Raw genomic sequence first — 26015 nt, forward strand, 5'->3', positions numbered from 1 at the left:
AAGTGCCAGGGTGGTGATATTGCCTGTGGGAGGGGGCTTGCTCCCGCTGGGCCACGAAGTGGCCCCAAACATTGGGACTGCTACGCAGTCCAGCGGGAGCAAGCTCCCTCGCCACGGGGACAGTTTTCCCATTAACTGATCGGTCGAGTTTTATCAGAACGTCACCGTGCTGGAAACCGACACCTGCCGCGCATCGCCAATGGACACGAACTGCGTGTTCACCGAAGAGGTGTAGTAGGTACGGTCGAACAGGTTCTTCACGTTGAGCTGGAACTTGACCTTTTGCCCATCGATTTTGGTGTCATAGGTGGCAAACGCGTCGGCCACGGTGTAGCTCGGCAGTTCGAAGCTATTGGCGGCGTCCCCCGCCCGCTCGCCGACATAACGTGCCCCGGCACCGACCCGCAACTGATCGCCGCCCAGGAGGCTGCCGAAGTCATACACCGCCGATAGCGAGGCGGTGTTCTTCGCCACGTTTTGCAGGTCGTTACCTTTGTATTTGCTGTCCTCGACCACCACCGCATCGGTATAGGCGTAACTGCCGATCAAGCTCCAGTTGTCGGTCAATTGTCCGCTGGCGTCCAACTCCAGGCCACGCGAGCGTACCTTGCCGGCGACGCTGTACACCGAGGCCAGGCCGTCGCCCACCTGCACCAGCACGTTGCGTTTTTCGATGTTGAACAATGCCGCGCTCGCGGTGATGCGCCCCGGCATATCGAACTTGGTCCCCAGTTCCCAGGCTTTGGATTGTTCCGGTTCCAGGCTGCCGTCCAGCACGGTTTTGTTGGCCAGCGGCGCAATGGTGGAGTTGGGTTTGAACGACTCGGTGTAGCTGCCATAGAACGACAACTGGTCGGTGTAGCGGTACACCAGGCCGGCACGCGGTACCCACTTCTGGCCGTTGCCATCGGTGTTGGCGGTAAAGGGCACGCCTTTGCCGGCGTACTGGTCGTACATCTGGTAGCGCGCGCCGCCTACCAGAATCCACTGGTCGGTGAGGTGGATGGCGTCCTGGAAGAACAGCGAATCGCTGCGCAGCAGGTCGGTCTGGTTACTGTCCGGGGCGCTGACGGTGGTGCCGGCCACTTCGTTGCCGTACACGGGGTTGTTGTAGTTGAAGACCCCACGCGGTGCCTGGCGGATCAGGTCGGCGCGGTAGATCTTGCGGTACTCATCGTCCAGGCCGAATACCAGGTCATGCTGCATGCCGGCCACGTCGACCTTGCCTTCGAGGCTGGCGGTGGCAAAACGGTCGGTGGTCAACGCCCCCTGGGTGCCGTCCATGCTGCGAGTCAACGTACCGTTGGTATTGACCTTGACCACACGGACTTGGCTGGCGTCGTAGGTCTCGCGGTTCCAGCTGTAGCCGAAGTGAGCTTTCCAGTCGTCGTTCAAGTCATGGTCGACTTCCAGGCGATACAGGTCGGAACGGCCTTCCATGTTGTTGAACGGCTCGTCCAGGCGCCGAGTCGCCGGGATATTAAGCGGGTGGTTGGTCTTGGGATCAATGGCGGTGCCACGGTCGAATGGTGAAAGGAATTCGCGGTGTTCATAGGCGAAGACCACCTTGGTGGTGTCGCCGTACCAGGCCAGGGATGGCGCCAGCAGTGTCTCGCGGTGGGTACCGAAATTGCGCCAGTAGTCTTCGTCTTCATGGTCGACGATCAGGCGGTAGGCCAGGCCACTGTCGCCAATCGGACCGGTGGTGTCGAGGTTGCCGCCGCTGCCGTTCTTGCCATCGCCGAAGGTCGAGCCGCGTACCGTCAGGGAGGTGGACTGCACCAGCTCGGGCTTCTTGCTGACGATATTGACCACCCCGCCTGGGTCCTGGATGCCGTACAGCAACGACGACGGGCCCTTGAGGACTTCGACCCGCTCGGCCGTGGAATTCAACGCGCGCCCCTGCACCAGTGGCATGCCGTCCTGCATGATCGAACCGTTACGGTTGTCGCCAAAGCCGCGCAACATCACGGCGTCCTGGGTGCTGCCGAGGGTGTTGGCCTGGGTGATCCCACTGACATTGCCCAGGGCGTCATCCAGGTTGCGCGGTTGTTGATCACGCAATACCTGGGCGGGGACGACATTGACGGTTTGCGGGGTTTCCAGCAACAGGCCCTGGGAGCGCATCACTGAACTGGTGGGCGGTGGCTGGTAGCTGGTGGTGTCTTGGGTTTGGCTGGCAGCGTTGATGGTGGTCGCGCCGAGGTTGACGGCCCCTTCGGTAGGCACCGGTTCCAGGGCCAGGGTACGAGCGTCGATCTGGCGGAAAGTGAAGCCGGATTGGCTCAGCAGGCGCTGCAGGGCCTGGGTCGCGCTCATCTGGCCGCTGACCGCCGGAGCGCTGAGGCCGTAGGGGGCTTCATCGGTGTAGATCACGCTGATGCCGGTGACCCGGCTGAAATCGCTCAAAGCCTGGGGCAGCGGTTTGGCTGCCAGCGCAAAACTGAACTGGGTGCTTTGCTGCTCCTGCGCCCGTGCCACCGCCAGGGGCAGCAACGCCAGCCCCGACACCGCCAATACCGAGGCTCCCAGCCACTGTTTAACCCAACCGCCCGCCGTCGACTTCATGCTGTGAAAACCCGTGTAGAAAACGCTGTTAATGCGAATAAATCGCAGTTTCAAGCACTACACGGATGAGCCCCAGGTTTACCTCACCGCGGTTCGCAAATAATTTTTCTATGAGGCCTGGATGCGAAAGCCAAAGCGCGGGAAATGCACATGCACAGTCCCGGCGCGTTCGTCAGTACGGCGCAGGATCAGCTCTTCGCGGCCGGCAAACAACAGTTCACCGGCTACCGGGTCGACGCCGTAGTCAGTCGCCGCAATGCTCACCTGCTGCCCTGCCTTGAAGCCGTTCAAATCCTCGAATACCTCATCGGGCAAGGGCGCCGGGGTCGCGTTGCGGGCGATCTCCAACGCCTGCTCGCCGCTCATCTGGCTTGCATTGCCGTGACCGAAACCCAGCACCCGCCCCAGCCAGGCCACCACCGCGGGATAGGCGTCCACCAAGGGCGCAGTCACCGGCGTAGCCTTGAGAAACCACATGGGGTGGGCCAGGGCGAAGTCGGCGATCGACGGCTCGCCGAACAGAAAGTCGCCCTCTTCGCGCTGCAACTGCTGCTCCAGGCGCGCCATGATTGCCGGCCATTGGTGCTTGGCCAGTTCGGCGGGCAGTTTACTCGCCGTGCCGCCGCTGAAGAGCGCGGCGCGGTCGGCGATAAACGCCTTGACTGCCTCTGGCGACAACTTGGCAAAACGCACCGCCACCGATTCAGGCTGGAAGACCAGGCTGACGGCATGCCCAAACACCACGCTGTCGGCCCAGGTGGCGAAGGTTTGGGTGATCATTTCCTGGCCGAGGGGAAATAACACCGGCGAGGACTTTTCCTGCTCCAGCCGGCGCGCGATCAACGCCGTGTCGCAATAAATATCGGCGCCGACTTGCAACACCGGCGTTTTTCGATAGCCACCGGTCAACGCGGTCAGGTCCGGTTTGGGCATCACCGGCGAAATGAGCACAGAGTGCCAGGAGAGCCCCTTGAAACCCAGCAACAGCCGAGCTTTTTCCGCGAAGGGTGACGTCGGGTAATGATGCAGGATGAGCGCTGACATGCTGGAGTCCATATACAACAAATGAGCCGTCAGCTTAGCGCGCAAAACGTCACGATGGCGTGATGGGAAACTATCAGTCAGGGTGATGAGCCACTCGCCGCCAGGCACTCCTTGGCGCTTTTCTTGAGTTTTTTGATCAGGCGTTCCTGGCGCAAGGCGTCGGCTTTGCTTGCACACACTTCGGTGTACACCAGCGCCACGGCGGGGCTGGAGAGAAAAAACCGCGCGCCCTTGCCGCTCTGGTGCATTGCGAACCGGCGCACCGGGTCGTTGCTGATGCCGCAATACAACGCGCCATTGGCGGCGCGTACCAGGTAGACAAACCAGGGTTTGGGGTCAGGCGTGTTCACAGCGGGATTCGGCCATGCAAAAAAGCCCCCAGCTTATCAACGACTGGCCTGAAATGCCTTCAAGCCTTTGCGTGCCTGGGCCCGCACGGCGTTTTTCACCAAGGGCGTCCAGCCCAGCAACAGGCCCTTGGCGCCCAATGCCTGGCGCGACCACCGCCACAGATCGAAGTGGTCGTGGTGCTCGCAGATCTTGCCATCACGAAATACGAAACGCGCCTGGATATCGTTGACCACCGTGTTGCCGGTGGCGCTGAACAGATACGTCGCCACCCAATGCGCGCCGCCGCTACGCTCATCGCTGCGCACGTTGTCGAAGGTCAGGGAAAAATCCTTGGCGCGGGTGGTGAGCATGCGCCACATGTCGCCGGCATCCCGGCCACGCAGTTCGCCAAAGGCCGGATCGCTGAAGACCACGTCATCGGTATAGCAGGCGGCCATGGCCTCGGCGTCCAGGCGTTGGAACGCCTGGTAGAAACGGGTGATCAACGCGGTATGGGCATCACTCATGTGCAGCTCCCTGAATCGTTGTTGTTGATAGGAGCGCACGATAATCCGCGCGGCCGGGGAAAGCCACGGTCATTCGCCAGGGGCATGAGTGATGTGTGGGCGGGTTACAGGTAGACAACGTCCAGCGTGGCGCTGCCGTCGATGAGGATTTCTTCGGCGACCGGCAGCGTGGTCTTGTCGGTGATCCAGGTGGCAATCGCCAGGTCAGCCTTGAAGGTTTGCATCGGCAATGGCGCGTAGGAGCCGCTCGCCCCGTTCAGCGCACGCATCCAATCAGGCTGCCAGTGGGTGCCGGCGTACAGCCAGGTGCTGCCATCGACCGATTCGATCATCTCACGCAGTTCACCGTCCGCCGTGGCGTTGTTCATCCTCACTTCATACCAGCCGATTTTCTTGTCATTGGCGGCCAGGCCGAGTCCGAAGAATGAAGCGGTCCCGTTGTTGTAGCTGACGGTGCCGGAACGGTTATCGGTGACCTTGATGGCCAGGGTGGTGCTCGCTTCGCAGTTCACTTCAAGCGTCAGCGTGGCATCCGGCAGTTGGGTATTGCCCCGGGGCTTGAGGTCCTGCACGGATATCTTGCCGTGGTCAACAAGGCCACCATTGGACAATAACGGCGTACACGCCGCCGGGGTGATCTTGCCGGTAACGCTCAGGTCCACGCTTGAAGCAGCCGATACCGTGGAAACACCGGCCAGCATCAGCGCTGCGGCAATCATTAGTTGAGACTGTTGCATATCAATGCTCGCTTACGGTCGATTATAAGCCGGGCAGCAAACATGCGTCGCCACCCTGCAAGTTCGACTCAATTAATAGACTAGGAATGTCAGACTCCCAACACACTAAGGATGAGAGGACAGGCAAACTTTAAAGCACGAGCTAGTTAAACCAAATACAAGTAATACGAATACACCCAGCACACTAATGTCATAAAACCGCAACTATCAGGGCACCATTCCCGCTTCACGAGCATAAGCAAACAAATCCACATCCGTGGAAATACACAGCCGGTGCATGGCCGTGCTTTTCTGCTTGCTGATCGTGGAGATACTGCGGTTGACCCGCGCGGCAATCTGGCTGACGGTCATACCGCTGGCAAGCATGCGCACCACTTCCTGTTCCTTGCCGGACAGCCTGGGGGTCTGTGCCGGTTGCGCCTGGTCAAGCTGGGCACGCAGGCATTCACTGACAAAGGTACGCCCCTGCACCACGGTTTGCAGGGCCTGGGGCAACTCCCTGGCCGAGGCGCTCTTGGCCACTACCGCCCTTGCACCGTGGGACAACGCCGTGCGCAGGGTCGCGACGTTGGCAAACATGGTCACCAGTATCACCGGCAACCTGGGGTAGCGCCGATGCAACAACCCAAGTAATCCATAACCGTCGGCCTGTTGGTCGCCGGGCATCGCAAAGTCCGTCACTATCACATCACAGGGCACGCTGCCCACCAATGCCAGCAATTCGTCCGGCCCGTTGGCCTCGCCCACAACCTTGCACTTACCACTCGCCTCAATCACCACTCTCTGCCCTACGCGAACAATAGGGTGATCGTCAGCAATAATTATGCGGAGCATCGGTAATATCCATGATGGCAAATAAGTAGCAATCAAAATACATCGCCCTGCCGAAGGCAACAACCGCCAATAAACACAGCTGACAGGCTATTACCCCATACTTCTGGAGGCCGGCATTAACACCTACACAATTAAAAGAAAATACATACAGAAAAGTACTACATAACAGAATGGAAAACTCCTTCATTTATCAAGTTGAAGTTTCCCCAAGTACTGTAGGTAGCGTTCCACATCCTCACGAAATATGCCCAGCGCCACAGCACAGTCAGCCACGCCCGAACGCTGTACGTCGTCCATCAGCCGCACCGCCTGCGGTTCAAGCGGCGTCGCACCGAGAAACGCCACGCCCCCCACCAGGCGGTGCAAGTGGTGGGCGGTCAATGCGGCATCCAGACTCGCCTGGGCCAGGGCCAGACCTGCCAGGTCGTACCGGGCTTCGTCGATCAGGCTGCGCAACATCGGCTCGACCACCGCCCAGGTGCCGAACGTGGCGACCAGGCTGGCACGGGTCGGGCGCGGCTCGCACCGGGAGTTCGCGGGCCCGTGAGGGGCTTGGTGGGCATGGACGTGTGCATCCGATAGCCACTGCATCAACACTTCGCGCAACCGGGCCAGCGACACCGGCTTGATCAGCCAGCCATCCATTTCACAGGCCAGGCAATGACGGACGTCCTCGGCGTCCAGTCGTGCGGTCAAGGCAATCACCGGCACCCGCGCATGTCCGGCCTCGCGTTCGCGGCGTCGCAGCTCGCGGGTCATGGTGTAGCCGTCCATGACCGGCATGCGGCAATCGCTGATGACCAGGTCGTACACATCGTTGGCCAGGCTATCCAGTGCCGCCTGCCCGTCATTGACCACTCGATGGGCGACACCGAGCTTGTCCAGCAACGCGCTCATCAGCAACCGATAAGTCGCGTGATCGTCGACCACCAAGACCCTGGCGTGCCGCCAATGACTGGGCAGATCGTCCGACGGCAATGCCGTAGGCGGCCCACCGCCTGGTTTATTGCCCCGCATAGTGACCTCATGCAGAGCGATAAGCTCACCAGGCCTTGCCTGACGCCAGGAGTCGACGACACATCGCCGACTTTTCTGACAACTGCACTGGAACTTCTCGCTCAGAAAGTTTCGCCACCCACTGAGCTTGAGTAAAGGCGAAAAAAGCGCGAAACGTATCCAAATGAACCGGCCAAGGCGATACAACAACTACGACAACGGGATTTTTTCCCGAATAAAAACGCGCTCGTCGAACAGCGTTACAGGGTTGCTCGCACTATCGTAAAAGTTGCATTCACCCCGCACGGTCCCGGCGATAAATTCCCCCCGCTTTACCAATAACAGCGCGCGCCCCTCGATAACTCTAAATCCAATGGGCAACTTCTCCGCGCGCTCTATCTGTCCCTGAACCTTGCACAGGAATACGTTTTCCCATGAAAGCCTCTTTCGCAGCCCTTGCAGGCAGTGTGCTGCTGCTCACTTGCCCTTGGGCGCTGGCTGCCAGCAGTGTCGACCTGACCGTCAAAGGCAGCATTACCCCCAGCGCCTGCGTCCCCACCTTGTCTCAGGACGGTACGGTGGACTACGGCAAGATCGCGACCAAGGATTTATCGGTCGACAACTCAACCGAACTCCCCCGTGCCACGCTGCAACTGAACGTGAGCTGCGAGGCCGCAACCCTGTTTGCCTTGAACGGCAAAGACAACCGCCTGGGATCGGCCCACTTCTTCCTCGACCACAACTACGGCCTGGGTCTGATCAACGGCAACGAGAAACTGGGCAGCTACTCCATAGACCTGCTCAACCCGATCTCAGAAGTTGTCGTCTACCCCCTGTTCTCCTTTGACCAAGGCCAAAGCTGGTTGATGAACTCTTCAGGCAGCTATATGGGGCATCGCTACTGGAATGCGTTCAGCGACACCCTCGGCAGCGGCCCGCACTTTCCTACGGCGCTGCGCAGCGTAACCGTCGACCTGAGCATCACCACTCACATTGCTCCGACCCGCACCCTGACGCTGAACGAGGAAGTCCCTCTGGACGGCAGCGCTTCACTGGACGTGCTGTACCTCTGACCGTCACCCCAACCCCCATTCACAAGGACCTGTGCCCATGGATAGAACCCCCAGCGCCGCGCTCGCCATTCTGCTGGCGGCCTGCACGCCCAGCGCTTTCGCAAGCAGCAGTATGGACTTGAGCGTCTCCGGGACCATTACCCCGGCGTCTTGCACTCCGACCCTGTCGAACGATGGCGTCGTCGACCACGGCAAATTGACCGCGCGTGACCTCGACCCCGTCCTTCCCACTCGCCTGCAAACCGGTGAGATGGATCTGGAAGTGCATTGCGAAGGCGCCACGCTGTTCACCCTGACCACAGTGGATAACCGCGCCGGCACCGCCGCCGTCAACCCACGCTCGATGCACGGCCTGGGCATGGTCAACGACGATCAGAAACTCGGCGCCGTCTCGTTCGGCCTGTTTGAAGCGGTCGCCGACAACGCGCCCGTGCAAACCATCATGTCCCGTGATGGCGGCACCACCTGGGGGCCCTCGTCTTACCTGGGGCACGCGGCCTTGACTGCATTCTCAGCCGCCAGCAGCGCCTACATACCTATCGCAGTGAAGGACCTGAACGCACGCCTGCGCGCCTACACGGTGATCGCACCGGCGAGCGACCTGACCTTGCTGGATGAGTTGCCGATCGACGGTCACGCCACGTTGCAGCTCAAGTACTGGTAATTGCCATTCCTTCTTCTGGAGATTCATCATGAATAACGCCATCAAACCCCTGCTCGCCGGCCTGCTCCTGGCCAGCAGTACCAGTGTTTTCGCCGCCTCCAGCGTTGACCTGAGCGTCGTCGGCCTGATCACCCCCAGCTCCTGCGAGCCGAGCCTGTCTGCGCAGACGGTGGACTACGGCAAAATTTCCGCGAAGGATCTGAACACCACGCAACCCACCCCCCTTGAGGCAAAAACCGTCGATTTAACGGTCATCTGCGACGCCGCCACCCTGATGGCACTGGAGAGCAAGGACAACCGCGAGGGCTCCGACTTCGAAAGCGACATGATGGATTTCGGCCTGGGCCTGATCAACGGCACAGAGAAACTTGGCGCCATGACCCTGCGCTTGCTGAACCCTATTGCCGACAGCGTCGCCGCCCGGACCATCGGCTCCGATGACGGTGGCTTAACCTGGTTTGTCGAGCGCCACCTGATGCGCCACAACCTCATTTCGGTCGCCGACGCCGCTACCGTCGCCCCCATGCCAGTGCAGACACTGGTCTCGCAGTTGGTCATCGAGCCCAGGATCGCACCCAGCAGCCAATTGACCCTTAACAATGAAGCGGCCATCGACGCCTCCGTGACCCTGACGGTGCGTTACCTGTAAACCCAGGAGTGGCGAACCTGTCGCTGCGCATTTCAACCACCTGAGAGGGGGTGCAGCCTCTGCCCCCTCGATACTTCAGGCTCCCGGTGAACCGTTTCCATGAAGAACCTGACTTCAGGCCTGCTGGCCTTGCTTTACCTGTTCAGTATCAGCCAACCCGCACGGGCATCCTCCAGCACTGTCCTCGATGTCACGGGGCTGATCACCCCCAGTGCCTGTGAGGTCACCCTGTCGGACAACGGCATCGTCGACCATGGCAGGGTCCCGGCCCGCAGCCTCAATCAATACGAATTCAGCGCACTGCCCATGCAGACATTGGACCTGGGCGTAAGCTGCAACGAGCCGGTTCTGTTTGTGCTGGTAGGTCTGGACAACCGCGCAGACTCCTCCCTGGGCCCTGGGTTCTATTACGGTTTGGGCCACAACATCCACGCCCCAGGCGAACGCCTGGGCACTGTCTCAATCGCCTTTCGTGACGTCATGGCCGACGGCTCGCGGGTACTGGTGCTGGCCTCCAGCAATCAGGGCCTGACCTGGTTCCCCGAATCCAACGCCTACCCAGACAACTACATGGGCTTTGCCAGGCTCGGCACCCTGGTGCCGGAACCTCATCGCCTGCTGAACGCCACCTTGAACATCAACACGTCGATCAACGCCGCAGCGTTCCTGACCCTCAATCAGGAAGTGCCGCTGGACGGCTCTATCGTGCTCGACCTTAGGTATATGTAGCCATGCCAACCTTCCCTGGTTTCTCCTTTCAAACACTGCGTCGGTGCATCGGCGCTCTTCTCTTGCTGCTCAGTCACCCAGCCGTGGCTGACGGTATGGTCCCGGATACGTCGGTCGTCCTCCTCTACGAAGCCGAGGGCGAAACCTCGGTGTCGGTGACCAATACCGATGGCAAGCTTGCGTTGCTGCACGTCACCCTGGAAGACAACCCCGAGGACACCGAGCCGCTACTGTTTGTCACCCCGCCTCTGGCGCGGGTGGAGCCCTCCAAAAGCCAGTTGGTGCGCTTCATTCTGCAATCGGCCCAGCCGTTGACCACTCAGCGCTTGAAGCGAGTGATCTTCGAAGGCATGCCCCAGGGACGTTCGCAGGCCCAGGCCGGCCATGCGCGGGTGGGCGTGACCGTGCGCCAGAACCTGCCGGTGATCATCCATCCCAAGGGCCTGGCTCCCAACCGCACCCCATGGGAGGGTCTGGTCTGGCGCTTGGAAAAAAACCAGCTGACCGTGAGCAACCCGACCCCCTACGTGGTGCGCCTGGCCCAGGAACTGCGGCTACTGCCCGGCGACAACTCGGCGCTGCTGCCACGCACCTATGTGTTGCCGGGGGAAACCCTGAGCATCAATGTCAGCGCGGCAACGGCAAACACGGTGCGACTGCAACCTGCGACCACCTACGGCTTTGCCGTTGCGCCCTACGACGCGGCGCTCAACCTATAAGAACAGGCGACGGTCACACCGCGCCAACCCTCAAATAAAGAAGTGGCCTCATTGAAGGCCGCCGGGAAGCCTGGCCCTGAATTCAGCCAGTATGCCTCCACTCTCGAGTACGACCTTGTGAGCACAGTAATGACTGACCGCGACGGCGAAGCCATGCCCGCCGTTTCACCCCGCCGCACCCTGCTGGCCGGCCTGGCGCTGACACTCGGCGCCCTCTGGCCCGCCAACGAACCCTTGGCCGACGAGCCGACAAAAGTCGGGCTGTTCGATCCACAAACGTTGTCCCAACGCGGTATCGACCCCGAGCTTGCCAACCTGCTGCTGGACGCGCCGCGCTTCACCCCTGGGCGACACGCCGTCAACCTCAGCATCAACGGCCAACGCCGAGGCCGGATCGACGTGGCATTCGACCGCAAGGGCGCTCTGTGTTTCGACCGACCTCTGCTGGATGCCGGTAACTTGGTGGTGTTGGATGCAGACGCCGCCTGCCAGGATTTCCTGGCCGCCTACCCACAAACTGTTATCGAGCAAGACCCGGCCGCTTTGCAGCTCGCCCTGATCGTGCCCGGCGAAGCCCTTCGCCCAGCGGTGCAGGATGTGTCCGGCTATCAGAGCGGCGGTTTCGCCGGTTTGCTCAACTACGACCTGACTGGCCTGCATAACCAATCTTCAGGCAGCAGCAGCCGTTTTGCATCGGCCAACACCGAAGCGGGTTTCAACGCCGGCGATTGGATCGTGCGCAGCCGCCAGGTGCAGACCTGGCAAGACAAAATCTCGCGCACCACCCACCTGGACGCCTATGCCCAGCGCACCTTCGCCGAACAACAGTCGGTGTTCCAGGCCGGGCAGATCAGCCTCTATAACCCGGTGCTGGCAGGCGCGCAGATCACCGGCGCGCAGGTGCTTAACGAAACCGCCCTGCAAGACCAGAACCGAGGCGCGACCATTACCGGCATCGCCAACAGCCCGGCGCAGGTCGAGGTGCGCCAGAACGGCGCGTTGATCCACTCGACGGTGGTGCCCGCCGGGCCGTTTTCCCTGACCGATGTACGCCGCTTGAACAGTCGCTCCGACGTGGAGGTCACGGTCAAGGAAACCCATGGCGAAGAACGCCGTTTTACCGTACCGGCCGCCATGCTCGGCCTGGGCCTGCCGGCGCCGGGTTATTCCGTGGCGGCCGGCCGCGTGCGCCAGATCGGCAACAGCGACGGTGCCGAACCCTGGGTGGTCAGTGCCGGTTGGAATGGTGCATTGCTCTCCCAGGTGAGCGTCGGCGGTGGCGGATTGATCGCCGACGCCTATCGTGCCGCCGGCATGAACCTGGGCTGGTTACCGCGCCCGGACACCCAGCTGCAATTTACCGTGCAGGGCGCACAAGCCACGCGTGTGGGCAACGAGCAAGGCGTGCAGACCGACCTCTCCTGGTCGCAACGGCTGAACGACAATTGGGCAATCACCACCGCCGCCTCGTGGCGTTCACTGGGCTACCGCGACCTCGACGAGTCGACCTATTCGCGCTACACCCACGAGCAGGAACGTTCACGCTATCGTGATCAGCAAAGCCTCACCGCATCGTGGGCCAGCCCGTGGCTGGGCGCCTTCAGCGCGGGGGTGTCGCGTTCTGCGTCGTATGCCGGTTACAGCAGCAGCCGGGCGCTGGCGTCATGGGGCACATCAGTGGGCGGGGTGTCGGTTTCCGCCAGCGCCGAGTGGCAGGTCGGTGGTCGGCAGCAAAGCGACGACAGCCTTTACTTGAACATCAGCCTGCCCCTCGGTGAAAACCGCAGAGCCCGCGCCTGGGCGCGCAATACGGGCGGCGAGCACCGCGTCGGCGTGGGCATGAGCGAGCAGGTCAACGACCAACTGGCCTACCGTGTCGGCGTAGAACGCGACAGCCGCGACCGCGAAGTGGAGTCGTCCCTGGGGGTCTCGGCACTGCCCTACTACAGCCAGTTGGACTTCAACTACACCCGCTCCGAAGACCAGCGCTCCAGCTATCAAGGCGGCGCCCGCGGCGGTGTGGTGCTGCACGGTGACGGTGTGACGTTCTCGCCGTACCCGGTGCGCGACACCTTTGCCGTGGTTTCGGTGGGAGAGATGGCCGGGATCAAACTGTCGACCCCAAGCGGCCCGGTGTGGACCGACTGGCAAGGCCAGGCCGTGGCACCGCAACTGGCCGCCTATGGCCGTAGCCCGGTGGAAGTACAAACCCGCTCACTGCCACGCAACGCCGATATCAACAACGGCCTGGCGGTACTGACCGCCGGCCGGGGCAGCGTCGACAAGCTGCAGTTCGGCGTCAGCCTGACGCGCCGCGTGCTGCTGAGCGTGACTACCGCCGATGGCCGGCCGTTGCCGCGAGGGGCGGCAGTGAGCACTGAAAATGGCGAGTTCGTGACGCTGGTTCAAGAAGGCAGCCAGGTGTTTTTACCCAATGCCCTGGATCAACGCCCGCTATGGGTCAAGCCCCCCGACCAGCCACGCTGCCGCTTGGATTTTGCCTTGCCGAAGGACGGCGATCCGAACGTGTATTTCGAAACCGCACCCGCGCGCTGCCTGACGCCATGAGGACCATCACCATGAAAGCTGCCTTGTTTCCCCTGGGTTTTCTGCTGCTGAGCGCCAGTGCGTTGGGCGCGGAGGAATGCCAACTGAACCTGAGCGAAAACCGCCTGGATTTCGGCTTGATGAACCGCGCCCTCGCCCTTGTCCCAAGCGGTGAGCGGCTACTGGGTGAGCGCCGCACAAGGCTCACCCTGAACTGCCCGCAGCCGACGGACATGAGCGTGTTTTATCGTGGCCTCGGCGCGGGTGTGGAGCGGTTTCGCTTCACCGAGCGTGGCAGCTACGGCCTGACAGCCAGCGATGCCGTGCTCGATGGCCAGGCGGTGGAGCTGGGTTTATCGGCAGGGCCAGGCCAGCCCGCCGTAACAGTCGCCACGGCCCTGGCTTGGCGCCCGGAACACGGCATAGTGCCAATGCGCGGCGGCATGCCCGTAACCGGGCGCAGCCTGTCGGTGCAAATCGACGCCAGCGCCTGGGCCCGTGAAGAGGCCTCCCGCGTGCGTGAAGCCGTCACCTGGGAAACCAGCGGGCTGTTCGACGCCCGCGGCGCCGGGCGGTCGCGGGAGGTCAGCCTGCTTGCACAGTTTGCCCCGGCCGCCTGTACCCCGAGCCTGTCCAACGGCGGCAATGTGAACCTGGGCAAACTGTCGGTCATTGACCTCAATCAGCATCAGGAAACACCGCTGGCCCCGCGCACAGTGGTGCTGAACGTCACGTGCGACGCCCCGACCGCCTTCGCCATGCGCATGCAGGACAACCGCCAGGGCTCGGCCACCGGCGTGGCCGACGACAGCACCTACGGCCTTGGGCTGGACGCCCGGCAACAGAAGATCGGCCGCTACCGGCTGACCTTCGACCCATCGCAGATGACCGCCGATAACGTCGCTCAACTCTACCGAACCGACTCCGCCACCGGGTCCCAGCCGTGGAGCAGCGCCAGTGCAACCCCACTGCCGATTGCAGCCAACCGATACCTGGGGTTCGCCGCCCAGGCCGGCAGCGTCGGCGGCCCCATCGCCATTCAAAACCTCAACGCCACGCTGAACCTCGAAGCGGTACTCGCGCCCCTGGGCTCCCTGGACCTGGGCAGCGAAGTGCATCTCGACGGCTCGGCCACCCTCGAAATCAACTACCTCTAGAGGAGCACCCCATGAACGCCTACCTGATACCCATCGCGGCCTTGACGTTGCTGGGCACCTACACCTTGGCCAACGCCGCGTCCACCGTCGAACTGACCGTCACCGGCTTGATCACGCCCATGGCCTGCACGCCGCTGCTGCCTGGGGGTGGCCTGGTCGACTTCGGCAAGATTTCGCAAAAGGACCTGAACCAGGCGACCGGTACCCGCCTGCCCCTCAAGTACCTGACCCTGACGGTGAACTGCAACGCCCCTGGCCGCTATGCCCTGCGCATGCGCGATAACCGCGACGGCACGGCCCACGTCAACAGCGAGATTTACTACGGGCTGGGGCTGGACAACAGTGGCGGCAAGATCGGAGTGTATTCGGTGAGCTTCGATCCCAAGCAAACCGTGGTCGATGACCTGCCGCAGATCTACGGCACCGAATCGACCACAGGCGGTGTGGCGTGGCGCACCGCCAACAGCAACCCGATCGATATCGGCTCGCGCAGCCTGCTGGGCTTCACCGACGTGCTCGGCAGCGTGGCCGGCCCGTCAGCGATCCAGAACCTGAGCACCACCTTGAAGCTCGAGGCGGTGATCAATGCCAAACAAAACCTGGACCTGAGCACGGAAACGCCGATGGATGGATCAGCCACGCTGGAGGTGGTCTACCTCTAGGCCCATGGGTATCTACACGAACGGTGGCCCTAATGCGCTGTTTGCTGTGTTTTTGATCTTAGTCGCCCCGTTAAACCACGCTGGCCGAACGCAGGCTTGAATCCGTGGGTAACCCGGCAGGACGCCGGGTTAGCCGCCACGGGAGCAAGCTCCCTCGCCACAGGCTTCAACTTAGCACCGCAAGCCCATGCTCTAGGCGTCAACCCTCTCACTGCGCACGTCCACATACAACGCCCGGCCGGCGCCCACGCCGGCGGCAATGGCGCCGAGCCCGAGTGCTGCGAAAATCCAGCCCACGGCGGCCCAGCCGCCGGTCCAGTCATGTACCAGGCCGACGGCGAACGGGCCCATGGAAGCCAGGGTGTATCCGATACCCTGGGCCATGCTCGACAGGTTGGCCGCCACATGCGCATCACGCGAGCGCAGCACGATCAAGGTCAATGCCAGGCTGAAAGTGCCGCCCTGCCCGAGCCCCAGCAGAATGGCCCAGCCCCACAGCCCGTCGAGGGGTGCATACAGGCAACCGAACAGGCCGCCGAGGGTCAGCACCATCACCACCACGATGGCCAGGCGCTGGTCCTTGCCGCGTGTGGCCAGCCACGGTGCGGCAAGGGAGCTGATCAATTGCACGATGATGGAGCCCGACAGCGCCAACCCCGCTTCGGTGGCACTCAGGCCACGGCCGATCAGGATCGACGGCAACCAGCCAAACACGATGTACGCCAGGGAGGATTGCAGGCCCATGTACAAGGTGACTTGCCAGGCCAGTGGATCGCGCAACAAACCGCTCACCCGATAAGCCATCCGATGGGCACCATGCTTCTGACCGACCTGCGGCAGCCAGCACAGTGCGGCCAGCAACGCCGGCAGAATCCAGAAGCCCAGCCCGATGCTCCAGCGCTCACCAAAGTGCTGGCTGAGCGGCACCGTGGCCCCAGCCGCCAGCGCCGCCCCCAGACACAGGGCCATGGTGTAGACACCGGTCATGGCACCCGCCTGCCGGGCAAAATCACGCTTGACGATGCCCGGCAACAACACGCCGATGATGCCGATACTTGCGCCGGCGACCAGGCTACCGGCGAACAACCCCACTTCACCCAGCGAACTGCGCAGCAGGATGCCCGCAGCCAGCATCAGCAAGACACCCAGCACCACGCGCTCGGCGCCGAAGCGGCGGGCCAGGATCGGTGCGGTGGGGGCAAACAGCCCCAGGCATAACACCGGCAAGGTCGTCAGCAACCCCGCCTTGGCCGCCGACAACCCAAGGCTTGCGGACACGTCATTGAGCAATGGCGACAGGCTCGACAGCGCCGGGCGCAGGTTCAACGCCACCAGCACCAGGCCCAGCAGCAACAGCCAGGGGCGACTCACTGGCGGGTGGCTGTTTTGCACCACCTCATCGTCGGCTTCGGCATCGATCAACAGTTCTTCGAGTTCGCTGGGGCGCTGGGTTTCAGGGTTCATTGATCAACTGCCGGCAGAGGGATTTGGCACGTTCCGGGTCTTGGTGTTCCACGGCGTCGAGCAGGGCGACATGCAGATCGAACACCGCCTGGCGACGCGGCGAAATATTCAGGGTCTGGCGCAATTGCGCGCTGACGATGGCGGAAAAGTACTGGTACAACTCGCTCAGCGCAGGGTTATGCGCGGCGTCCACCAGGCGCGTGTGAAACACCAGGTCGGCGCTGATATAAGCCTCCAAGTCGCCGTGGTACAACATGGCGCTGGCTTCGAGCGCCGTACGCAGGCCGTTGAGGTCCTCTTCGGTACGACGCACCGCCGCCAGGCTGACGGCCTCCACCTCGAGAATCTGCCGCGTTTCCTGCGCCTGCCCCAGGGTGCAATGGGACAACGCACGCATCGTCCCCAGTGGGTCGGTCATCGAGCGCAGATAACTGCCGTCGCCCTGACGGATATCGATCAGCCCGGAAAACGCCAAGACACGCATGGCTTCGCGCACGGTATTGCGGCTGATACCCAGCTCAGCGGACAACTCAGGCTCGGTGGGCAACCGCTCACCCACGGCCCAGACGCCTTGGCTGATGCGCAGGCGCAATTGCTCAAGGGCCTGATCGACCAGGGAGCGTTTGATCAGAGGGGCGATGTCAGTCATGGGATCTGCGCTTTCGTCCAATCATAGGATGAATTTTCCTACAGCGTATTCAGAGTTGCCTACAAAGGCAACGCTCCAGGTTTTCAGTCAGGCAAAAATAAACCCGGCACCAGGCCGGGTTTATTCATTCAAACATTGATCAATGCAAAATCTGACTCAAGAACAACTTGGTCCGATCATTCTGCGGGTTGTCGAAGAAGTCATTCGGCGCCGCCTGTTCCACGATCTCGCCCTTGTCCATGAAGATCACGCGGTTGGCCACGGTGCGGGCAAAGCCCATTTCGTGGGTCACGCACAACATGGTCATGCCGTCTTCGGCCAGGCCGATCATGGTGTCCAGCACTTCCTTCACCATTTCCGGGTCGAGCGCCGAGGTCGGCTCATCGAACAACATGATCTTGGGCTTCATGCACAGGGCACGGGCGATGGCCACACGCTGTTGCTGGCCGCCGGACAGTTGCCCTGGAAACTTGTGGGCCTGCTCCGGAATACGCACGCGCTCAAGGTAGTGCATGGCGATTTCTTCGGCCTTGCGCTTGGGCATCTTGCGTACCCACATTGGCGCCAGCGTGCAGTTCTGCAAGATGGTCAGGTGCGGAAACAGGTTGAAGTGCTGGAACACCATACCGACTTCACGGCGGATCGCTTCGATCTGCTTGAGGTCGTTGGTCAGCTCCACGCCGTCGACCACAATACGGCCCTGCTGGTGTTCTTCCAGGCGGTTGAGGCAGCGGATGGTGGTGGACTTGCCCGAACCCGACGGGCCGCACAGCACGATACGCTCGCCCTGCTTGACGTTGAGGTTGATGTCTTTCAGCACGTGGAACTGGCCGTACCACTTGTTGACGCCCTGCATCTGGATAATGCCTTCAGGGCCCACAGGCTTTTTGATTGCTTCGCTCATAAAAGAACTCCTAACGCTTGTGGCCTGTGTCGAGCTTGCGTTCCAGATGCATGGAATAGCGCGACATACCAAAACAGAAAATCCAGAACACCAGGGCGGCGAACACGTAGCCTTCGGTGGCCATGCCCAGCCATTTCGGGTCGGCGGCGGCTTGCTTGACGCTGTTGAGCAGGTCGAACAAACCGATGATGATCACCAGGCTGGTGTCCTTGAACAGCGCGATAAACGTGTTGACGATGCCCGGGATCACCAGCTTCAAGGCTTGGGGCAGAATCACCAGGCCCATGCTGCGCCAGTACCCCAGGCCCATCGCCGCGGCCGCTTCGTATTGCCCCTTGGGAATGGCCTGCAAACCGCCACGCACCACTTCGGCCACGTAGGCCGACTGGAACAGGATCACGCCGATCAGCGCCCGTAGCAGCTTGTCGAAGTTCATGCCCTCGGGCAGGAACAGCGGCAGCATCACCGAGGACATGAACAACACCGTGATCAACGGCACGCCGCGCCAGAACTCGATGAAGGTCACGCAGACCACACGAATCGCCGGCAGGTTCGAACGCCGCCCCAGCGCCAGCACGATACCCAGCGGCAACGCGCCGGCGATACCGACGGTGGCGATCACCAGGGTCAGCATCAGGCCGCCCCACTGGCTGGTCGCCACGTTGGTCAGGCCGAAGATGCCGCCATGCAACAGGCAGTAGGCAATGATCGGGTACAGCACCAGGAAGCTCAGGCCGTAGATCGCCTTGCGCTGGAAACGCGAGATGAACAACGGCGCCACGCCCACGACGGCCAACCATACGGTCAGGTCCACTCGCCAGCGCAGATCGGCGGGATAATAGCCGTACATGAACTGCCCGAAACGCTGTTGGATAAACACCCAACAGGCGCCCTCCTTCGTACAGTCGGCACGGGTAGTGCCGACCCAGTTGGCGTCCAGAATCGCCCAATGCAGAATCGGTGGCACCACCAGGTACACCAGGTAGATCGCCAGCAAGGTCAGCAGGGTGTTGAGCCAACTGGAAAACAGGTTGGCGCGCATCCAGGCCACCGGGCCGAAGACTTTGTTCGGCGGCGGCATGTCAGGTTTGAAAGTATGAGAACTCATGGGCGTTTCCTCACCGCTCGATCAGCGCAATGCGCTTGTTGTACCAGTTCATCAGCAGGGAAATGCTGATGCTGATCGCCAGGTACACGCTCATGGTGATAGCAATGACTTCGATCGCCTGGCCGGTCTGGTTGAGCACCGTGCCGGCAAACAGCGAAACCATTTCCGGGTAACCGATACCGGCGGCCAACGACGAGTTTTTCGCCAGGTTCAAGTATTGGCTGGTCAGCGGCGGAATGATCACCCGCAGGGCTTGCGGGATGATGACCTTGCGCAGCGTCGGCCCCGGGCGCAAACCCAGGGAGCGCGCGGCTTCGGTCTGGCCGTGGCTGACGGACTTGATGCCCGAACGCACGATCTCGGCGATGAACGCTGCCGTATAGACGGTCAATGCCAGGGTCAGGGCCAACAGCTCGGGAATCAGGACCCAACCGCCGACAAAGTTGAAGCCTGCCAGCTTCGGCATTTCCCAATGCAGTGGGGCGCCGAAAACCAGCGTGCACAACGTCGGGATCAGCACCAGCAGCGCAAGCCCCGCCCAGAACTTGTGGAACGGCTCACCAGTGGCTTCGAAACGTTTATTGGCCCAGCGCGTCATCAGCACAATTGCGACGATCGCCACCACCACGCTGACCACAAACGGCCAGAAACCCTGCGCCATCAACGCCGCCGGCATGTTCAGGCCGCGACTGCTGACAAAGAAGGTATCGCCGAAGTTGTGGCTGTTACGCGGCCCCGGCATGGTCAGGAACACCGCGAAATACCAGAACAGGATTTGCAGCAGCGGCGGTATGTTGCGGAACACTTCCACGTACACCGTCGCCAGCTTGTTGATCATCCAGTTCGGCGACAGTCGCGCCACGCCGATGATGAAACCGAGCAGGGTCGCCAGGACCACGCCGATCACGGTCACCAGCAAGGTGTTGAGCAAGCCGATCACGAACACTCGGGCATAACTGTCCGATTCGGTGTAGTCGATCAGGTGCTGCGCGATACCGAAGCCGGCACTGCGCTCAAGAAACTCGAACCCCGAGGTGATGCCCCGGTGTTGAAGGTTGGTCTGGGTATTGTTGAAGAGGTACCAGCCCAGCGAGACCACCGCCACAATCGTGATGATCTGGAAGAGCCACGCACGCACTTTGGGATCGCTGAAGCTGAGCTTCTGCTTGGGTGCGCCGATTTGATTTTGCATGAAGTGCCCCGGAAATAATGGAACAGAACATCACCCGGTGGTTGGCCCACCGGGTGACAGAACCATCAGCGATCAGCGCACTGGGGGTGCGTATTGAATGCCGCCGTTGTTCCACAGCGCGTTCAGGCCACGGTCGATTTCCAGCGGAGTGCTCTTGCCGAGGTTTTTCTCGAACACTTCACCGTAGTTACCGACTTGCTTGACGATCTGTACGACCCAATCTTTCTTCACTTTCAGGTCTTTGCCGTATTCGCCGTCGGCACCGAGCAGACGTGCAACGTCCGGGTTCTTGGTGGACTTGGCTTCAGCTTCAACGTTTTTCGAAGTGATACCGGCTTCTTCAGCATTGAGCATGGCGTAGCCTACCCAGCGCACGATGGCCAGCCACTCGTCGTCGCCGTTACGTACGACTGGGCCCAGTGGCTCTTTGGAAATGGTTTCCGGCAGTACCGAGTAATCCTTCGGCGAGGCCAGCTTGCTGCGTTGGGCGAACAGCTGGGACTTGTCGGAGGTCAACACGTCGCAACGGCCGGATTCCAGCGATTTGGCGCTTTCATCGGAGGTATCGAAGGTGATCGGGGTGTATTTGAGGTTGTTGGCGCGGAAGTAATCGGAAACGTTCAGCTCGGTGGTGGTACCGGCCTGGATGCAGATGGTTGCACCGTCCAGTTCCTTGGCACTTTTCACGCCCAGCTTGTTGTTCACCAGGAAGCCGACACCATCATAGTAGGTGATGAAGCCCGGGAATTTCAGGCCCATGCCCGCATCGCGGGAACTGGTCATGGTGGTGTTACGGGACAGGATGTCGACTTCGCCGGATTGCAGCGCGGTGAAACGCTCCTTGGCATTCAACTGGCTGAATTTGACCTTGGTGGCGTCGCCGAAAACGGCAGCGGCCACAGCACGGCACACGTCAGCGTCGATCCCGAGGATCTTGCCGCTGGCATCCGGCACCGAGAAACCCGGCAGGCCGTCACTCACACCACATTGCACAAAGCCTTTCTTCTGCACGGCGTCCAGGGTAGCGCCGGCTTGGGCAAAACCACTGACACCCAATACAGCGGCCGCGGTGACGATGGCCAGGGTGGATTTCAATACCTTCATTCAAACCTCCAGTTGCTCTTGTTGTGTCGGAGCTCGAACCTCAGCGCACCCTTATGAGGCGATATCGACCCGTGTTGGCTTTTTTTAGGGTCAAGCGGCATGAGGTTGTCGCGATAATTCCAGCTGCTATCCCACAAGCGGCAGTCACTGATAGTGTTACCGTCTGCGAATAGTTCTGACATCGACCTACACATAGCAAGGCGCGTACCAGAGTGCCGGCTGAGTCGTTTCAGCCCATGTGCAATAGAAAAAGATTCAACCTTGCGACATTCTCTTAACAGATCGACCTTTTACGCACCGTTCCAACGCACCCAATCGGAGCGTGTGCACATAGATGGAGCAGACATGACCGAACCCTTGATTCTTCAGCCCGCCAAGTCCGCCGACGCCTGCGTAATCTGGCTGCATGGCCTGGGCGCCGATCGCTACGACTTCCTGCCGGTGGCCGAAGCGCTGCAGGAAAACTTACTGACAACCCGTTTCGTTTTGCCCCAGGCACCGACCCGTCCCGTGACGATCAACGGCGGCTACGAGATGCCCAGCTGGTACGACATCAAGGCCATGAGCCCGGCCCGGTCCATCAGCCTGGAAGAGCTGGAAACCTCGGCCAAAATGGTCACCGACCTGATCAAAGAGCAAAAAAGCAGCGGAATAGACGCCTCGCGGATTTTCCTCGCAGGGTTCTCCCAAGGCGGGGCGGTGGTGTTCCATACCGCGTACCTGAAATGGCAAGGCGCGCTGGGCGGCGTGATCGCCCTCTCCACCTACGCACCGACGTTCGACGATGAGCTGGAATTGTCCGCCAGCCAGCAGCGCATTCCGGCCCTGTGCCTGCACGGCCACTACGACGACGTGGTACAGAACGCCATGGGCCGCAGTGCCTACGAGCACTTGAAGACCCGTGGTGTCACCGTGACATGGCAGGAATACCCAATGGGCCACGAAGTGTTACCTGAAGAGATACGCGATATCGGTACCTGGTTGAGCACTCGCCTGGGCTGAAAAGCATTGCTTTATGTAGCCGCATGACAGACGCACTACGCCGCGCCCGTTTCTTGCATTACACTGGCCGGCGTACATTCCTTAACCAATTAATGAGATCACCGTGCTCAAAGCACTCAAGAAGATGTTCGGCAAAAGCGAGGCTGAGCCGCTCGCGCCAGTTTCCAGTGCCCCTGCCCCCACGTCCGGCAGCCGCAATGACGGTAAACAGCCCGGCCGGACCGCACCTGCCGCCCAGCCGAAAAAGCCAGCGGCAAAGCCGGCCGAACAGGCAAAACCGCTCGAGGCCACGCCTGCGCCCGTCGCGCCCAAGCCACGTCGCGAACGTGCGCCCAAACCGCCGGTCACTCCGTGGAAACTCGAAGACTTCGTCGTCGAGCCCCAGGAAGGCAAGACGCGCTTCCACGATTTCAAGCTCGCCCCGGAACTGATGCACGCCATCCAGGACCTGGGCTTCCCGTACTGCACGCCGATCCAGGCGCAAGTCCTGGGTTTCACCCTGGCCGGCAAAGACGCCATCGGTCGTGCGCAGACCGGCACCGGCAAGACCGCTGCGTTCCTGATCTCGATCATCACCCAGTTGCTGCAGACGCCACCGCCCAAAGAACGCTACATGGGTGAACCACGCGCCCTGATCATTGCCCCGACCCGGGAGCTGGTCGTGCAGATCGCCAAGGACGCCGCCGACCTGACCAAGTACACCGGCCTCAACGTGATGACCTTCGTGGGCGGCATGGACTTCGACAAGCAGCTCAAGCAGCTCGAAGCCCGCCACTGCGACATCCTGGTGGCCACTCCGGGCCGCCTGCTGGACTTCAACCAGCGCGGCGACGTGCACCTGGACATGGTCGAAGTGATGGTGCTGGACGAAGCCGACCGCATGCTCGACATGGGTTTCATCCCGCAGGTCCGTCAGATCATTCGCCAGACCCCACCGAAAACCGAGCGTCAGACCCTGCTGTTCTCCGCGACCTTCACCGACGACGTGATGAACCTCGCCAAGCAATGGACCACCGACCCGTCCATCGTCGAGATCGAAGCCGAAAACGTTGCCAGCGAAAACGTCGAACAGCACATCTACGCCGTAGCCGGTGCCGACAAGTACAAACTGCTCTACAACCTGGTCAACGACAACGGCTGGGAACGCGTGATGGTGTTTGCCAACCGCAAGGACGAAGTTCGCCGCATCGAGGAACGCCTGGTGCGTGATGGCGTCAACGCCGCGCAGCTGTCGGGCGACGTGCCGCAACACAAGCGTATCAAGACCCTGGAAGGCTTTCGCGAGGGCAAGATCCGCGTGCTGGTGGCCACCGACGTGGCGGGCCGCGGGATTCATATCGACGGAATCAGCCACGTGATCAACTTCACCCTGCCGGAAGTACCGGACGACTACGTGCACCGCATTGGCCGTACCGGCCGTGCCGGCGCGGCGGGTGTGTCGATCAGCTTCGCAGGGGAAGATGACTCGTATCAGCTACCGTCGATCGAGGCGCTGCTGGGCCGCAAGATCAGCTGCGAAACACCGCCGACGCACCTGCTGCGCCCGGTTGAACGCAAACGCCCATAAAGCTGGATGCAGTAAAAATGTGGGAGGGGGCTTGCTCCCGATAGCAGTTGTTCAGTCAACACAACTGTTGAATGTGCCACCGCCATCGGGAGCAAGCCCCCTCCCACAGTTGGTTTTGTGTTCGATCCGCTATTTCCAGCGGTCCGGCTTCGCTGGGGATGACTCTTATCAGCGGCGAGAGACCACCAATGCACTTGCTGCGCCCGGTTGAACGCAAGCGCCCATAAAGCTGGATGCAGTAAAAATGTGGGAGGGGGCTTGCTCCCGATAGCAGTCGCTCAGTCAACATAACTGTTGAATGTGCTACCGCCATCGGGAGCAAGCCCCCTCCCACAGTTGGTTTTGTGTTCGACCCGCTATTTCCAGCGGTGCGGCTTCGCTGGGGAAGATGACTCGTATCAGCGGCGAGAGACCACCAATGCACTTGCTGCGCCCGGTTGAGCGCAAACGCCCATAAAGCTGGATGCAGTAAAAATGTGGGAGGGGGCTTGCTCCCGATAGCAGTCGCTCAGTCAACATAACTGTTGAATGTGCCACCGCCATCGGGAGCAACCCCCCTCCCACAGTTGGTTTTGTGTTCGATCCGCTATTTCCAGCGGTCTGCGGCCGTATGGTCGCTGTGGCGTCCTTCTACCCAGCGCGGCCCTTCGTTGGTGTTCTCTTTCTTCCAGAACGGCGCTCGCGTCTTCAGGTAATCCATCACGAACGCACAGGCATCAAACGCGGCCTGGCGATGGGCACTCGCTGCCGCGACGAAGACGATGGGCTCGCCCGGCTCCAGCACACCAATACGATGCAGCACCTCCAGCTTGAGCAACGGCCAGCGCTGCTCGGCCTCCACGGCAATCTTGGCCAAGGCTTTTTCAGTCATGCCGGGGTAATGCTCAAGGAACATCCCCGACACTTCACGGCCATCGTTGAAGTCGCGTACATAACCGACAAAGCTCACCACCGCGCCCACACCCACATTGGCTGCGTGCATAGCATTGACTTCGGCACCGGGATCAAACGCCTCGACTTGCACACGAATCACCCTGCTCACCCCCCGGTCACGGGCGGGAAAAACGCCACTTCGTCGCCCGGCTGCAGCGGTTCGTCGAGGTTGCACAGTTCCTGGTTGCGGGCGCACATCAGGCTGGTCTCGTTGAGCACGGCAAACTCCGGATCCGCCGCCAACGCCAGGCGCACAGCGTCAACGGTGGCAAAATCGCCTTCCATTTCCAGCGAATCGAAGCCCACCACCTCTGCGTAGCGCGCAAAAAACAATACGTTGATGCTCATGCCTGCTCCGCCTTGAAATGCCCGCTTTTACCGCCGAGCTTTTCCAGCAGGCGAACGGTTTCGATGGTCATGCCGCGGTCCACGGCCTTGCACATGTCGTAGATCGTCAGCGCTGCGACACTGGCGGCGGTCAGGGCTTCCATCTCCACGCCGGTCTGGCCACTGAGTTTGCAGCGCGCCAGGATATGCACCGTATCCACACCTTCGGCGCTCAGCTCGACCTTGACGCCAGTGAGCATCAACGGGTGGCACAGCGGGATCAGATCACTGGTTTTTTTGGCGGCCTGGATGCCGGCGATACGGGCCACGGCAAACACGTCGCCCTTGGGGTGGGCGCCGTCGACAATCATTTGCAGGGTCTGGGGCAGCATGCGCACCCGCGCTTCGGCCACGGCCTCTCGGAACGTCACGGCTTTGTCGGTGACGTCGACCATATGGGCGCGACCTTGGGAATCGAGATGAGTCAGCACAGGGATACTCCTGATCAGGAGCGACAATTGTAAACCCG

26 protein-coding genes are annotated in these 26015 nt (G+C 61.3%); 10 read left to right on the forward strand and 16 right to left on the reverse strand.

The genetic code is table 11. From position 1 onward, the window contains the following. Window positions 1-153 precede the first annotated feature (153 nt). The 7 genes from C9383_RS13965 to C9383_RS13995 form a co-directional block, all read right to left on the reverse strand. Window positions 154-2568, reverse strand: a complete 2415-nt coding sequence (locus C9383_RS13965; protein WP_090366604.1) for a TonB-dependent siderophore receptor — start codon at window positions 2566-2568, stop codon at window positions 154-156. A gap of 108 nt (window positions 2569-2676) precedes the next feature. After that, window positions 2677-3612, reverse strand: coding sequence for a glutathione S-transferase family protein (locus C9383_RS13970; RefSeq protein WP_090366606.1), 936 nt, complete (start codon window positions 3610-3612; stop codon window positions 2677-2679). A gap of 77 nt (window positions 3613-3689) precedes the next feature. Beyond that, window positions 3690-3962 carry a GIY-YIG nuclease family protein gene (locus C9383_RS13975; protein ID WP_060753844.1) on the reverse strand — a complete coding sequence of 91 codons (273 nt, stop codon included), beginning with the start codon at window positions 3960-3962 and terminating at the stop codon, window positions 3690-3692. A 36-nt stretch (window positions 3963-3998) separates the two neighbouring features. Beyond that, the gene (locus tag C9383_RS13980) at window positions 3999-4469 is read right to left on the reverse strand and encodes a nuclear transport factor 2 family protein (RefSeq protein WP_090366609.1); all 471 of its coding nucleotides are present in this window, start codon (window positions 4467-4469) and stop codon (window positions 3999-4001) included. A 104-nt stretch (window positions 4470-4573) separates the two neighbouring features. Beyond that, on the reverse strand, window positions 4574-5206 hold the full coding sequence (locus C9383_RS13985; RefSeq protein ID WP_090366611.1) for a DUF1120 domain-containing protein: 633 nt from the start codon (window positions 5204-5206) through the stop codon (window positions 4574-4576). Window positions 5207-5413: 207 nt separating this feature from the next. Then, window positions 5414-6040 carry a response regulator gene (locus C9383_RS13990; protein ID WP_090366613.1) on the reverse strand — a complete coding sequence of 209 codons (627 nt, stop codon included), beginning with the start codon at window positions 6038-6040 and terminating at the stop codon, window positions 5414-5416. Between the two features lie 183 nt (window positions 6041-6223). Continuing rightward, a complete protein-coding gene (locus C9383_RS13995) occupies window positions 6224-7057 on the reverse strand; it encodes a response regulator (RefSeq protein ID WP_090366615.1) in 834 nt (277 codons plus the stop codon). A 413-nt stretch (window positions 7058-7470) separates the two neighbouring features. Between C9383_RS13995 and C9383_RS14000 the strand changes: the two genes are divergently transcribed. The 8 genes from C9383_RS14000 (at window position 7471) to C9383_RS14035 (ending at window position 15236) form a co-directional block, all read left to right on the forward strand. Then, the gene (locus tag C9383_RS14000; protein WP_090366617.1) at window positions 7471-8109 is read left to right on the forward strand and encodes a DUF1120 domain-containing protein; all 639 of its coding nucleotides are present in this window, start codon (window positions 7471-7473) and stop codon (window positions 8107-8109) included. A 37-nt stretch (window positions 8110-8146) separates the two neighbouring features. Continuing rightward, window positions 8147-8773 (forward strand): DUF1120 domain-containing protein, encoded by a 627-nt coding sequence (locus C9383_RS14005; RefSeq protein WP_060753850.1) that lies wholly within the window; start codon window positions 8147-8149, stop codon window positions 8771-8773. 28 nt (window positions 8774-8801) lie between these two features. Further along, window positions 8802-9422: a DUF1120 domain-containing protein gene (locus tag C9383_RS14010; protein ID WP_090366619.1), complete on the forward strand. Its 621-nt coding sequence runs from the start codon at window positions 8802-8804 to the stop codon at window positions 9420-9422. Window positions 9423-9521: 99 nt separating this feature from the next. Further along, entirely contained in the window at window positions 9522-10151 is a 630-nt protein-coding gene (locus C9383_RS14015; protein WP_090366622.1) for a DUF1120 domain-containing protein, read from the forward strand. Window positions 10152-10153: 2 nt separating this feature from the next. Next, window positions 10154-10870, forward strand: coding sequence for a fimbria/pilus chaperone family protein (locus tag C9383_RS14020; protein WP_060753853.1), 717 nt, complete (start codon window positions 10154-10156; stop codon window positions 10868-10870). Window positions 10871-10999: 129 nt separating this feature from the next. After that, window positions 11000-13438 (forward strand): fimbria/pilus outer membrane usher protein, encoded by a 2439-nt coding sequence (locus C9383_RS14025; RefSeq protein ID WP_235863186.1) that lies wholly within the window; start codon window positions 11000-11002, stop codon window positions 13436-13438. An 11-nt stretch (window positions 13439-13449) separates the two neighbouring features. Then, the gene (locus C9383_RS14030) at window positions 13450-14574 is read left to right on the forward strand and encodes a DUF1120 domain-containing protein (RefSeq protein WP_090366624.1); all 1125 of its coding nucleotides are present in this window, start codon (window positions 13450-13452) and stop codon (window positions 14572-14574) included. A gap of 11 nt (window positions 14575-14585) precedes the next feature. Beyond that, window positions 14586-15236 (forward strand): DUF1120 domain-containing protein, encoded by a 651-nt coding sequence (locus C9383_RS14035; protein ID WP_090366626.1) that lies wholly within the window; start codon window positions 14586-14588, stop codon window positions 15234-15236. A gap of 192 nt (window positions 15237-15428) precedes the next feature. Here the strand turns inward: C9383_RS14035 and C9383_RS14040 are convergent, their stop codons facing one another. From C9383_RS14040 to C9383_RS14065, 6 genes are all read right to left on the reverse strand, one after another. After that, a complete protein-coding gene (locus C9383_RS14040) occupies window positions 15429-16700 on the reverse strand; it encodes a CynX/NimT family MFS transporter (protein ID WP_090366628.1) in 1272 nt (423 codons plus the stop codon). After that, window positions 16690-17349: a FadR/GntR family transcriptional regulator gene (locus tag C9383_RS14045; protein ID WP_090366630.1), complete on the reverse strand. Its 660-nt coding sequence runs from the start codon at window positions 17347-17349 to the stop codon at window positions 16690-16692. Before C9383_RS14045 ends, C9383_RS14040 begins: the two co-directional genes overlap by 11 nt. Window positions 17350-17488: 139 nt before the next feature. Further along, entirely contained in the window at window positions 17489-18253 is a 765-nt protein-coding gene (locus C9383_RS14050) for an amino acid ABC transporter ATP-binding protein (RefSeq protein ID WP_003221897.1), read from the reverse strand. Between the two features lie 10 nt (window positions 18254-18263). After that, a complete protein-coding gene (locus tag C9383_RS14055) occupies window positions 18264-19361 on the reverse strand; it encodes an amino acid ABC transporter permease (protein ID WP_090366632.1) in 1098 nt (365 codons plus the stop codon). A gap of 10 nt (window positions 19362-19371) precedes the next feature. Continuing rightward, on the reverse strand, window positions 19372-20553 hold the full coding sequence (locus C9383_RS14060; protein ID WP_090366634.1) for an amino acid ABC transporter permease: 1182 nt from the start codon (window positions 20551-20553) through the stop codon (window positions 19372-19374). Window positions 20554-20625: 72 nt separating this feature from the next. Then, complete coding sequence (locus tag C9383_RS14065; RefSeq protein WP_090366636.1) at window positions 20626-21657, reverse strand: amino acid ABC transporter substrate-binding protein; 1032 nt, start codon at window positions 21655-21657, stop codon at window positions 20626-20628. A 345-nt stretch (window positions 21658-22002) separates the two neighbouring features. On the opposite strand from C9383_RS14065, the gene C9383_RS14070 reads away from it, so the two are divergent. After that, entirely contained in the window at window positions 22003-22659 is a 657-nt protein-coding gene (locus tag C9383_RS14070) for an alpha/beta hydrolase (protein WP_090366637.1), read from the forward strand. A 97-nt stretch (window positions 22660-22756) separates the two neighbouring features. Further along, window positions 22757-24226: an ATP-dependent RNA helicase RhlB gene (gene rhlB, locus C9383_RS14075; RefSeq protein WP_090366639.1), complete on the forward strand. Its 1470-nt coding sequence runs from the start codon at window positions 22757-22759 to the stop codon at window positions 24224-24226. Between the two features lie 586 nt (window positions 24227-24812). Here the strand turns inward: rhlB and moaE are convergent. The 3 genes from moaE to moaC are packed head-to-tail and all read right to left on the reverse strand — an operon-like array spanning window position 24813 to window position 25977. Then, window positions 24813-25259, reverse strand: a complete 447-nt coding sequence (gene moaE / locus C9383_RS14080) for a molybdopterin synthase catalytic subunit MoaE (protein ID WP_081086985.1) — start codon at window positions 25257-25259, stop codon at window positions 24813-24815. Between the two features lie 5 nt (window positions 25260-25264). Next, window positions 25265-25507, reverse strand: coding sequence for a molybdopterin converting factor subunit 1 (gene moaD / locus C9383_RS14085; protein ID WP_060753863.1), 243 nt, complete (start codon window positions 25505-25507; stop codon window positions 25265-25267). Continuing rightward, complete coding sequence (gene moaC, locus C9383_RS14090; protein WP_060753864.1) at window positions 25504-25977, reverse strand: cyclic pyranopterin monophosphate synthase MoaC; 474 nt, start codon at window positions 25975-25977, stop codon at window positions 25504-25506. The genes moaD and moaC overlap by 4 nt, the downstream gene beginning before the upstream one ends. Window positions 25978-26015: the final 38 nt, after the last annotated feature.

Origin of the sequence: Pseudomonas palleroniana (assembly GCF_003031675.1) — a bacterium.
In the GTDB taxonomy this organism is placed as follows: domain Bacteria; phylum Pseudomonadota; class Gammaproteobacteria; order Pseudomonadales; family Pseudomonadaceae; genus Aquipseudomonas; species Aquipseudomonas palleroniana.